We start from the raw sequence: 1,438 nt of genomic DNA, 5'->3' as shown, positions 1-1,438 counted from the left end.
TGAACTGCACCCCAAAAGTTAGACAGAAAAAATCTAACTTTTGGGGTGTTTTATTATGAAATTAACTTATGAAGATAAAGTTCAAATATATGAATTGAGAAAGCAAGGTCAAAGCTTCAATCAACTTTCAAAAAGATTTGGTGTGGATGTTTCTGGTCTAAAGTACATGGTGAAATTAATTGAACGTTACGGAATAGAAATCGTCAAAAAGGGGAAGAATCGTTACTATTCCCCTGAATTAAAGCAAGAAATGATTGATAAAGTCCTACTTGAAAGTCGTTCACGAATAAGTGTGGCTTTAGACTATGATTTACCCAATCCTTCGCTGTTGAAAAATTGGATAGCACAATACAAGAAAAACGGGTATACTATTGTTGAGAAAACAAGAGGGAGAGTACCTAAAATGGGACGTAAACGTAAGAAAACTTGGGAAGAAATGACAGAACTAGAGCGACTCCAAGAGGAGAATGAACGCTTACGTACCGAGGTGGCTTACCTAAAAAAGTTAAAAGAGCTAGAAGACAGGGACGAAGCCTTAAAGCGAGAAAGGCAGAGACAATTAGAGAAATGGCTTCAGGAGGATTTCGACTAGATTTACTTCTTGAAACAGCTCATTTAGCTCGCTCGACTTATTACTACCAGTTGAAGCAACTGGAGGGACTTGACAAAGATAAAGAGTTTAAAGACGAAATTCAGTGGATTTATAATGAACATAAAGGCAATTATGGTTATCGACGAATGACTCTTGAACTAAAGAATCGAGGTTATTCGGTCAATCATAAGAAGGTCCAACGTCTGATGAAGGTCCTTGGTTTAAGCGCTCGAATTCGTCGGAAACGAAAGTATTCTTCTTACCAAGGAGAGATTGGCAAGAAAGCGGACAATCTTATTCAACGTCAATTTGAAGCAACCAAACCAATGGAAAAGTGCTATACGGATGTAACAGAGTTTGCCATTCCAAAGAGTACGCAGAAATTGTATTTATCGCCTGTTTTAGATGGCTTTAACAGCGAAATTATTGCTTTTAATCTTTCTTGTTCTCCTAATTTAGAACAAGTAAAAACGATGTTGGAACAGGCCTTCACAGAGAAACACTACGAGAATACGATTCTCCATAGTGACCAAGGTTGGCAATACCAACACGATTCTTATCATCGGTTCCTAGAGAGTAAGGGAATTCAAGCCTCTATGTCACGTAAGGGAAATAGTCCAGATAACGGCATGATGGAATCCTTCTTTGGTATTCTTAAGTCTGAGATGTTTTATGGTTATGAGAAGTCGTTTAAATCACTTGAGCAATTGGAACAAGCCATTGTAGACTATATTGATTACTACAACAATAAACGAATTAAGGTAAAACTAAAAGGACTCAGTCCTGTGCAATACAGAACTAAATCCTTCGCATAAATTAATTGTCTAACTTTTTGGGGTCAGTACA

1 protein-coding gene is annotated in these 1,438 nt (G+C 37.3%); it reads left to right on the top strand.

Translation table 11 applies throughout. The annotated features are described in order from the left end of the window. Positions 1-55: 55 nt before the first annotated feature. Positions 56-1,407, top strand: a protein-coding gene (locus QM818_RS08955; protein WP_261040054.1) for an IS3 family transposase whose coding sequence is annotated in 2 segments (ribosomal slippage) — positions 56-506 and positions 506-1,407 — 1,353 coding nt in all. Because the reading frame shifts where the segments join, the coding sequence is not laid out codon by codon here. Positions 1,408-1,438: the final 31 nt, after the last annotated feature.

This window comes from Streptococcus mitis, assembly GCF_047464035.1.
In the GTDB taxonomy this organism is placed as follows: domain Bacteria; phylum Bacillota; class Bacilli; order Lactobacillales; family Streptococcaceae; genus Streptococcus; species Streptococcus mitis_DX.
The sequence above is the reverse complement of the archived record's forward strand: the minus strand, read 5'-3'. Positions and strand labels throughout refer to the sequence as shown.